8 protein-coding genes are annotated in these 9,603 nt (G+C 60.8%); 4 read left to right on the forward strand and 4 right to left on the reverse strand.

The features are described 5' to 3' along the window. Positions 1-431 precede the first annotated feature (431 nt). Positions 432-1,154 carry a TetR/AcrR family transcriptional regulator gene (locus AAC645_RS20095; protein WP_340318360.1) on the reverse strand — a complete coding sequence of 241 codons (723 nt, stop codon included), beginning with the start codon at positions 1,152-1,154 and terminating at the stop codon, positions 432-434. Between the two features lie 156 nt (positions 1,155-1,310). Here AAC645_RS20095 and AAC645_RS20100 point away from each other — a divergent pair, with 156 nt between their 5' ends. From AAC645_RS20100 to AAC645_RS20115, 4 genes are all read left to right on the forward strand, one after another. Then, the gene (locus tag AAC645_RS20100) at positions 1,311-1,445 is read left to right on the forward strand and encodes a hypothetical protein (protein ID WP_340318361.1); all 135 of its coding nucleotides are present in this window, start codon (positions 1,311-1,313) and stop codon (positions 1,443-1,445) included. Positions 1,446-1,796: 351 nt separating this feature from the next. Continuing rightward, positions 1,797-3,269, forward strand: a complete 1,473-nt coding sequence (locus tag AAC645_RS20105) for a phosphotransferase family protein (protein ID WP_340318362.1) — start codon at positions 1,797-1,799, stop codon at positions 3,267-3,269. Between the two features lie 48 nt (positions 3,270-3,317). Beyond that, complete coding sequence (locus tag AAC645_RS20110; RefSeq protein ID WP_340318363.1) at positions 3,318-4,430, forward strand: hypothetical protein; 1,113 nt, start codon at positions 3,318-3,320, stop codon at positions 4,428-4,430. A gap of 63 nt (positions 4,431-4,493) precedes the next feature. Continuing rightward, the gene (locus AAC645_RS20115; protein ID WP_340318364.1) at positions 4,494-5,417 is read left to right on the forward strand and encodes an LLM class F420-dependent oxidoreductase; all 924 of its coding nucleotides are present in this window, start codon (positions 4,494-4,496) and stop codon (positions 5,415-5,417) included. Between the two features lie 228 nt (positions 5,418-5,645). On the opposite strand, the gene AAC645_RS20120 is transcribed toward AAC645_RS20115, so the two are convergent. Genes AAC645_RS20120 through AAC645_RS20130 form a run of 3 tightly spaced genes read right to left on the reverse strand, consistent with a single transcriptional unit; the run spans position 5,646 to position 9,380 of the window. Beyond that, positions 5,646-7,211, reverse strand: a complete 1,566-nt coding sequence (locus AAC645_RS20120) for an MBOAT family O-acyltransferase (RefSeq protein WP_340318365.1) — start codon at positions 7,209-7,211, stop codon at positions 5,646-5,648. Between the two features lie 7 nt (positions 7,212-7,218). After that, complete coding sequence (locus AAC645_RS20125; protein ID WP_340318366.1) at positions 7,219-9,129, reverse strand: HAD-IIIC family phosphatase; 1,911 nt, start codon at positions 9,127-9,129, stop codon at positions 7,219-7,221. Further along, positions 9,126-9,380, reverse strand: coding sequence for an acyl carrier protein (locus AAC645_RS20130; protein WP_340318367.1), 255 nt, complete (start codon positions 9,378-9,380; stop codon positions 9,126-9,128). The genes AAC645_RS20125 and AAC645_RS20130 overlap by 4 nt, the downstream gene beginning before the upstream one ends. Between the last annotated feature and the right edge of the window lie 223 nt (positions 9,381-9,603).

Raw genomic sequence — 9,603 nt, forward strand, 5'->3', positions numbered from 1 at the left:
GCCGAGCTTACCGACTGGGCCTTCATGCGCCGCGAAGCACTGAGCCCAGCCGAGCAGGAGGCGTGACCGCTGGCGGCGGATCATGCTTACAAAGCCCGCCGCGTGCCAACCTTGCTGGCAAGAATGCAAATGAGCAAGGCAAGCCCCAGGTGAACGATACTATTTCGTATCCCGCCACAACAAAAGCAGAGCACGATATACCCTCCAACCTTCATCCTGGCGCGTCGCGGAATCGAGTGCCGTCTCACGTCCGGATAGTCGGCGGTGAAGTCGGGCATCTCCGTGATACGTCATTTGCCTTTGAGGCTCACGCCGGCACTGCCAGGAGCTTGGGCAGGCGAATCGGATTGTAGGCGGCCAAATCACGACACGCCGGCCAAAGCATGCCGCAGGCCTTCGGACGCCTAAGCCGGATTTCCCTTTTTATCGCTTCACCTGGCCTTGGCAGACTCAAGCTGCTCCGGCCGCCACAGCGCACCCCGAAGCGCAATTTTGTATGTCGCGGTCAGGAGCTCGTGGTCGCTGGTCGGACGTGTGCATGTATGGACCGCCAAGCCGCGCGTCATTACGAGAAGCGCTTCGATGCGCTCCTCGATTTCTTGCTGAGTGAATCCTTCCAGCAGCGGTTCGATAATCTTGCGGAGTGCGAGGCGGATCCGATCGTCAACACGCAGGACCATGTCCAAAAATTTGGGGTCCCGTCCCGCTTCCGCAATAATTTCCAGCGTGAGCGCGGCCCGATCATGGCTGAGCAGACTCATGATCTCGTTCGCAAATGTTTCCACAATTGTATCGACATCCAGGCAGGCATAATCGCCCAGCTCGGTGATGTGCAGCATGAAGTCTTCGAAATCGCGCTCACATAGCGCGATCATGATCGCTTCCTTGGTTTCGAAATACTGATAAATGTGCCCGCCGCTCATCGATGCCTGTGCGGCAATGCGGCTCAAGGTCGCTCCATGAAACCCATCAGCACGAACGCATGTTCGTGCCGCGTCCAGAATATGGGAGAGGCGCTCCGCGCGCCTTTGCTGTCGCGAAGTCGCTTGTGCCGATCGTACCATCATCACCTTCCACGCCCCCCTTAACAAGCCGACTTGTACTTTCCAACCCGATTGCACCAAGCTTGGAAAGAAAAATGGCTGGTCAACCATTCTTTTTTGTTGACTCGCGGAGGCGGACAGCACAGACGGCTATGACGCTGGCCGGCATGGCATGGCCGACAAGCGTGCATGGCTACTCGCGCGCGCATGATTCAGCGTCACGGTTCAAAAAGAGGGGAGGTAATTCGCGTGCTCATGAGATCGATCATGTTCAGAAGCGTGTTGCTGGCCGGAAGCGCATTCACGGCCTATTCCGCACAGGCCCAGTCGGCAGGTGACATCCCGGCAGACGAGAGCGGCGCCGTTCAACATGGTGCACAGGGCGGCATATGGCCGCGTTGACCATAAGCAGGTCGACGGCATGCTGAACCTGCCGGTCACGGACAGCCTGAGCGTCCGCTTTGCAGGCCGGTTGTTGGACGAAAATGGCTATGTGCGTAATCTGAGCACCGGCCGGAAGCTTGGCGGCGGCCGCAGCAGGCCGCAAAGCCGATCACCTATGGCATGCGGGCCAAGTATCGATTCTAATCTTTTGGCAGAGGCTGTCGTGCCGAATGGTTCACCTGATCGGGTAGTTGATCCGGCAGCCTTGTCGGGTGCATCGGCGCTTATGCTTCCGATGCACCGGGACTGCTTCGCCCTTCCGAAGCCGCTGTCCACGCAGAGGCCGAAAATGTTAGCGGGATTAGAGACATGAACTTCGACAAGCGCCGCCTGATAGACGCTATGGCGGAGTCGCTCGGCCGCATGGCCAGCCGTTACGATATTCCGGCTTCCGACATGGATCATCTGGCCATCGCGACTGTAGCAGGCGAGTTATGTCGCCGCGAAGAACCTGCTCAGCTTGAACATGTCTATGCCGCTGGACATGCACTGGGACTACGCCTGGCGGAACTGATCGAACGCAGCGAGGCGGGTGCAACCGAGATCGCGGACCTCCGGCGCTTGCCGCCGGCGATCCAGGACTCCCGCGACTATTCAGCTGCACAGGATCTTCTTGTCGAGCTGAAACGGGCTTTATCGTCGCTCGTCGCCGAGTCGGGCTATCCATCTAATCGCGACGCAAATTTAAAGAACATCATATCCTCGCTGTGCGCGTGGGAGGCGGAGCTTCTCAAACTTCCCAGCGCCGGAAAAGACACAGCCAAGCAGAATGACGTGAAGCAGATGCTCGAAAGCTCTGCCCGGGCGCAGGGCGGGGCGTTCGAGAACGCGCAGGTCATCGAGTTCACAAGCCTGGTTGGCGGTTTTTCGAACGTGACCACCCTGTTCAAGCTCGCCGACAACAATGGCGAAACCTGGGACTTGGTGGCGCGCGCGAGCACCGGGCTGCCGCTAGGTATCGAAGGCCGCGATATCGACGGCGAATATTTTCTTCTCCGCTATCTCTATCGGGGTGGAGTTGCCGTGGCCGAGCCGATCTGGCTCGAATGTGATCGCGAAAAGCATGGCGCGCAATTTCTGGTGACGCGCAAACTGGAAGGCAAGAATTTCGGAACGGTTGTCGAAGCGCAGCGGCTGACGTCGTCGCAGCTTCGCGGCCTGGCCACGCAACTTGCAAAGATCCACGCGCTTCCGCTGGACGCGGCCGATCCCGATCTGCGGCAGAGCCTCGTCGATACGGACCTGGTCGGCGTTTCGACGGGGGAAGCGGTCGGCAACTATCTCGAGCGCTGGATCAGGCTGTGGCGATCCACGGGCCTCGCTTCACCGACCATCGAGGCGGCCCTGCATTGGCTGCGCGCCAATCTCCCGCAACCCGAAGAGGCACCCGTCCTCGTCCATGGCGATTATGCCCTGCACAATATCATGATGCAGGGCGATCAGATTAAGGGCGTACTGGACTGGGAGTTGTCGCACCTGGGCGACAGGGCGGAAGATCTGGCCGGACTTCTTGCATCCTTCTCGAACGAGGATGATGCCAAGGAATTCATGCTTCATTACGTGGAGTCGGGCGGGAAACCGACAACAGAGTTCCGGCTGAAATATTGTAACGTTTTCAGATTTTTCATCATGTACACAGTGATGTTGGAGTCGGAACTTCGATTTTTTACGCTGCCCGAGGTGAATCCCGAGTTGTTGGTGCTGGGTTCTTTCGTTCAAACTCCCGCTCAACGCATGGCACAAGCGATCGAGGATGCCGAGAAGGCCAAGGCTCACGAATAGCGGCGGCAGCCGAATACCTGTTAGGCGACTATAATTTGGAAAGGTAGCATGATGGCGCTTACTCAATGGGATGATTACTTCATCCACCAGACAGGTGATACGCTCGATACCGTTGCGGACAAGAGCGAGAGCTTTATGGACCGCTGCTGGTTCGGTTGTCACGGACAGGATGGCCGGACTTATATCGCAGCTGGTTTGGGCACATACCCCAATGTCAGCGGACATGGGGTGATCGACGGATCGTTTTGCGTCATCCGCGATGGCGTGCAGCATAATTTCCGCGCGTCCAGGCATATCTCGCATGAGGGGGATGCGACGGATCGCAACAACAGCAATGTCGGCCCGTTGTCGATCGAGGTCATCGAGCCGATGAAGCGGCTGCGCTTCTCGCTGAGCGAGAATGCATATGGCCTTTCCGGATCGATCGACTTCACCGCAAGGGCCGCGCCCTTCCTCTACAACAAGCTCGATGTTCCCAGCCATCCGATGACCCACTTCACCCAGATGGGCTATTTCGACGGCTCGATCGCAATCGCTGGGGAAACCATCGAACTGAACCGTTATGTCGGCGTGCGTGATCGCACCTGGGGCGTCCGCGGCAAGGGTCTGATGCGGCATGTCGAGGCCTATTTCTGGATCATGGGGCACTTCGACAATTTCAGCCTGAACTTCACCTTTTTTCATGTTCCGGTGGCTGGCAATAATTACGTGCTGGAAGATGGGGCGATCATGCACGACGACGGCCGCGTGACCCGGCTGGTCAAGGCACGGCATCACTTCCATTTCAATGAAGATACGACTGCCCCCGGCAGCACACGGCTGTGGGATCAGGCCGAATGGGAATTTACCGACGAGCATGGCAAAATCTGGCGGCTGGAGGCCAAGGGCATCCAGGCGCCCTTCTACAACGCCGGCCAAGGCTATGACGATCGGCATGGCCTCGACCGCGGGCCGTTTCTGGTCGAAGGCGAGACCTGGGACTTCAACCAGCCGGGAACGCTGAATTCCTTGCGGCGCAGCGGGGACGACGACCGCTGGCATTTCGACATTCAGGATCGACTGGTCGAGCTGAGCATGAACGGCGCTAAGGGCGTCGGGCTCGTCAACAATGTGTGCGGTCCGCGCGAGGGATGGGCCTATAATCCGACCTTGACCGACTGAAACGGACCCATGGCCTGACGCCTCCCGTGGGCCGTCAGGCCAGATGACTGCAACAAGCCGTCAATGCGGGACGCTTGTTGCAGAAGTCCGGACAACGAAGAACGAGGAGCGACGATGAAGTTCTGGAGTCTCTTGTCGCAGGTTGAGGACGATCAACTCATCGAGTGTGCAGTCCACTGCGAGGAACTCGGCTTCGATGCAGTTGGCATTTCCGATCACGCATTGATACCGGAACGCATCGATTCGCATTACCCTGCTTCGCCAGACGGCAAGCCATTCTTTACGATCGAGCAGAAGTGGTCGTTTCCGGAACCCTGGGTCGCCCTGGCGATGATTGCGGGTGCAACCCGGCGCATCAATCTCATGCAAAGCATCTATGTGCTGCCGCTTCGCGAGCCGATCGAAGTGGCAAAGGCGACAGGGACCCTGGCCGCGCTCAGCGGCAACCGGCTACATTTATGTACGGGTGTCGGCTGGATGAAAGAGGAGTTCGATGTCTATGGCGTCGACTTCACGCGGCGCGGCAAGCGTGCCGACGAGATGATTTCCGTCCTGCGCAAGTTGTGGACCGGCGAGATCGTCGAGCATCAGGGGGATTTCTTCAACTTTCCGCGATTGCGGATCCTTCCGGCGCCCGGTCATGTGCCTATCATCGCGGCGGGAGCAAGCCCGGCCGCGATGCGCCGCGCGGCGACGCTGTGCGATGGTTGGATGGACACCGGCAACAAGGTGGAAGACATGCCGCCGCTCGTCGCACGCTTGCGCCAAATGCGACGCGAGGCGGGGCGCGAGCATCTCCCGTTCGAGATTGTCATGATCCTCAATGACGTGTGGGACATCGACGCATTCCGCCGTGCCGAAGATCATGGCGTGACAGCCATCCAGTTATTGTCGCCCTTCCACCAATATCAGAGGCGATCCACGCTGGAGGAAAATAAACGCTATCTGGATTCCTTCGCGGAGAAAATACTTCGGCACTTTCTGTGATTGCCGGCGTGTTGAACGCCGCGACAGGCTAATCCAGTCTATGCCGTTTCCTGCTCAATGTCGTTCGTGCTGAGTTGGGGCGAGCCGCCGCCGGCGAGTGCTCGCCGACCGCGCGTATACGCCGATTAGCTGCGCGACCTCATCCATGATCAGGACGGCGGACCTGACATTCCGCCGGGTCGTCACCGCAAGTTCCAGCACACACCACGATGAAATCGTCACTACAGCCTAGAAGAAGCGTTCGGGAACGCGGATGATGTCGCCAGGGCCGACATGGTCGCCAGGTGCTGCCACGGCTTCCTTCTTCGCGGGATCACTGGCGCGCACGATCAGGACCTTGTCCTTCTTCGCCCGATAAGTGTAGCCTCCCGCGAGCGCGACCGCGTTGAGCACGGTCATGTCGCTCTGCACCACCAGCACGCAGAGCAGCATCACCGACATCCAGGCGGTCCGCACATAGCGCGAGTTGAGGACCGGCCGGTCACGCCATTCGGGCGCGAGGCTGCGGTCGTGAATCCGCATCAGCACATGCAACGCGACTGCGGCAACGATCACCAGCGCGCCCAATCCGGCGGCGATCGCGACCGGCCCCAGCATGGCGGCGAACCGGCCCAGCTCGGCCCAGTCGGACCAGAACCACAGCAGGGTGAAGGCGACCCAGGTGAAGGTCAGACCGCGGCAGATGAAGCTGTACCAGTCTTTGTTGCCGAGCGCCGCGTACCCCTTGCGGCCGAGACGCTTCATCATGATGATGCGGTATCCCTGGTTCAGCGCGACACCGGCCCCGTTCAGCAGCCCGAAGAACAGGAAATTGGCGGTGCGGCCATGCCAGGCGCCGATCAGGAAGAAGGTCACGAACAAGCCGACGGCGCTCATATAGGGCAGAAGATCGGGGCTGCGAACATGCCGCGCCAGGCTGGTTACCAGCGGCGTATAGACGTAGCTTTTCAGCCAGTTCGACAGCGACATGTGCCAGCGATTCCAATAATCTATGAAGCTGGTCGCGGTGAACGGCCGGTCGAAATTCTCTGGAAGCTTGATACGAAAGAAGCGCCCCGCGCCGATCACGAAATCGGTGTATCCGGAGAAGTTGAAATATAGATAGATGGGGTAGAGTGCGGTCAGTCCCATCACCGTACCCACGCGGTCGAGCATCCCGCTGTCGGGCGTCAGATGATAGGCAAGCCGCTGTTGCACGATGCCGACGAATACCGCGAGCACCATGATCTTGCAGAGCCCAATCAGGATGCGTTCGAGCCCGACGCCGATGTCGAGCGGCCCAAGCCCCCAGGCCTCGCTGGTCGTCATGCGGAAATATTCCTCATAACGCTGGATCGGGCCCGACGTGACGCTGGTGAAATTCAGCGTGTAGTTCGCATAATCGACGATGGTCAGGCGATAGGCGTCCTCGGGATAGCGCGCGTCGATCAGCAGGTGCATCACCCGGAAGAAGACATAGGACATGCCCACCAGGAGATAGGGCGAGCCGATGAAGATCACCGACGGCAGGAAGGTGTATTTCTTCAGCCAGAAGAAGCTGAACAGAAGCACCGCGATCGACGCCGCATAGGCGATCGTCGGCACGCCCCGCCGCACCATGTGGATCAGCGCGAAGCCGAGGCCGAGAAAGCCGACATAGGGGATCAGCTCAGCCGGAGCATGCACGAAGGTCGACAGGAAATAGACGTTGGTGACGAGCAGGACGAGCTGCCGCCAGCGCGGCGCGCTCGACAGGTTGAACAGGATAGCCGCGACGAAGACGAGTATCAGGAAGCTGATCGATGGCACGGCCATGGCAGTTTTACGCCGCCGCTACGGCATCGGGGGCGGCCGCGATCCGCATCGGCGGCGCGGCGATTTCGGCGCTAGTGGCCAGCGTCCAGCGCGTCGCCTCACCCTCCTCGCCCGCCGGCGTGAAGCCGAGCTCGCGATAATGGTCCCGCACCAGCGCGTTGCGCGGGGTCGGGATATAGTCGCCGATCAGGGTCTCGATGCGACGCGGCCGCGCCTGTTCGATCAGGTGGCGAAGCACCATGCGCTCGACGCCGCGGCCCAGCACGCGGCAGCTCATCAGCCAGCTGTCGATGATCCAGCTTCGCTCGATCTGCCGGCAGATGACGACGCTGATCATGCCATTGTCGCCAAACCGATCCGACAGGCGAACCTGCAGGGTGAAGACCCCGTCCTGTTGCTCGAGCGCTTCAACCTCGCTCTCAGCATAGCGGCGCGTCGTCAGGTTGAACTGGTTGGACTTGTTGATGAGCTGGTAGATGCGCCCCCGGTTGACCCGGTCGAACGGCCGGAAATCGATCTCCATGTCGAGCGCGGCAAGATAGTCGCCGACATCGCCCACCGCCTTGCCGAGTGCGGCGCGGCGGGCATTGCCCTGATAGAAGTCGGCGCGGGCGCGATCCTCCTCCGAGACGACCACCGCCTCGAAATAGCCGGCTGCGGCGAGTGTGCGGGCGTAGAGTGCCGGGTCTTCGGGCAGCTCCGGCACCGCGACCTGGGGCAGGAAACGCCGCACCAAAGCGCGTTCGACCGGATTGTCATCAAGGAACACCATGGCGTCGAGACCCAGCGCCAGTTCGTCGGCGATGGCCTTGATATTCGTCGCCTTGTCGTTCCAGTTCGCCTGGAACACCGCGATATGGTCCTCGCGCAGCAGCATGTCGGGATGCTCGCGGAACACCTGCCGGGCGACCGCGTCATCGTTCTTGGACGACACCGCCAGCACGACCCCCCGCGCCCGCAGCGACAGCGCAAGCTGCTGGACGCTGAGATAGGCTTCGCCGGTGCCGTCGCCCTGCCCCACCACGATGCCGTCGAGGCCGTCGTCGCCGATCACGCCGCCCCACAGCGTATTATCGAGATCGAGGATCAGCGCCCGGCGGCTCCGTCCGCGAAGCGAGCCCAGCAGGCGGCAGACATTATCGGCGTAGAGCGGCACATAGGCCGCTGCGAATGGCAGCTTCGCCATGTTCCACTGCGTTGGGGAATGCCATTCGGCGAGGCCCACGGTTTCGGCGAGCGCGGCGACGTCGAGCACGGACGCGCCGCCGTCGCGCGGCTCTGCCCACAAACCTTGATTATACGCGTCCACCGCGTGCCGCAGTGATCCGGGCGTCGCTCGATCGATGCTGCCGAACAGTGGTTCCGGGACCGCGGCGAGCGTCTGGAGGATCACATGCGCGCCACCATGCTCGCGCAGCCCCGCCTGCATCCGACGGATCATGCCCAGCGACTCGGCGATAAGATCCTGCGCCAGCACCGGATCGCCGGATGATGCGCCGAGTGGCAAGCCGCGATGATCGATGGCGACCAGCACCGCATCGCATCCGGCGCCATTGATCCGGGATTCGGGCGACAGCGCATCCTGCGCAGCCTGCCCGAACTCCGAAGTCACGCATTCGAGCAGGAAGCCGTGGCGCGCCGCCGTGGCGACCAGCGCCGGCGCGACGAGATCGAGCGTCCCGTTGCCGATGATGCCGAGGCGAAAGGGAATGAGCGGCCTGGTCGAGCGCCCGTCGGCTTGCAGCCGGGCGATCAGCTTCGCCAGCCGGTTGAGCTGGACGTCGTCCAGAGCCTGCGCAGCGAGTGCCTTGATCGCGTCGCCGCAATCGCCGTCCGCTGTTCGCAACGCCTCGCACTCTGCCCGGAAGTCGGCAGGCCGCGGAAGCCATTGTAGATCGCGGAACAGCCTGCTGCTCATGCCGCGGCCTGGTTGAGCTTTCTCTCGATCACGCTGACAAGATCGCCCAACTGGGCGAGCGCCGACACCTGGGCAGCGGAAAGCCGGATGCTGAACGCAGTTTCGACCGCCAGGATCAGCCTGATGTTGGTCAGGCTGTCCCAGCCCTCGACATCCGCCGCCGTGGTGTCGTCTCCGACAACGATGTCGTCGTCGTCGAAGATGTCCCGGAAAAGCTCCGTGAGCTTCTCGTAAATTGCAATGCGATCCATTCAAAGGCCCCCTTCGCCTCGATATCTTCAACGACCCCGAATGTCGACTTTCACCAGATTGAAAATTCTCGCCAAAGCGCCGCCCATATGGGATGGTCCGCCCGGGGCTTCTTCAAGAAATCGCAACCAGTGCGAAATAGGCATAAGCCACAATTGGTTACTATATGGTCTGCGATAAGCGCGCAGAGCCGCGGGGCACAGCATGTTCGACCATCTCATCAGG

Origin of the sequence: Rhizorhabdus argentea (assembly GCF_037861105.1) — a bacterium.
In the GTDB taxonomy this organism is placed as follows: Bacteria; Pseudomonadota; Alphaproteobacteria; order Sphingomonadales; family Sphingomonadaceae; genus Rhizorhabdus; species Rhizorhabdus argentea.